Annotated in this window: 1 protein-coding gene; it reads left to right on the forward strand. The window is 67.4% G+C overall.

Annotated features, from left to right (window positions below; genetic code table 11):
• Positions 1-454, forward strand: a 454-nt coding sequence (locus tag CVH10_RS17480) for an ATP-binding protein (protein ID WP_146142989.1), incomplete at both ends; no start/stop codon positions are given.

A 454-nucleotide genomic window follows, 5' to 3' on the forward strand; every position in this document is an offset into this window, starting at 1 on the left:
ATCGGGCGTGCCGAGCGAGATCACCTCGGTGGTGGTCGCGATGCTCAGCCGGATGGTCTTCGACTTCGCGCTGTGGTCGCGCAACGAACCGCAGCATCCCATCCTGCTCGTCTGCGAGGAGGCGCACCGCTACATCCCGTCGGACCGGGAAACGCCAACATCGGTCGCGCGCATCCTCGGCCGGATCGCGAAGGAAGGCCGCAAATACGGCGTCTCGCTGGGGCTGATCACGCAGCGCCCGTCCGATCTGGCGGAGGGCGTGCTGTCGCAATGCGGCACGATCATCGCGATGCGCCTCAACAACGATCGCGACCAGGCGTTCGTCCGCGCCGCCATGCCGGAGGGCGCGCGAGGCTTCCTCGATACGCTGCCCGCGCTGCGCAATCGCGAGTGCATCGTCTGCGGCGAAGGTGTCGCGATCCCGATCCGCGTTTCCTTCGACACGCTGGAGGAG

The sequence above is a fragment of the Halomonas sp. ND22Bw genome (genome assembly GCF_003011945.1).
Lineage (GTDB): Bacteria > Pseudomonadota > Gammaproteobacteria > Pseudomonadales > Halomonadaceae > Halomonas > Halomonas halophila.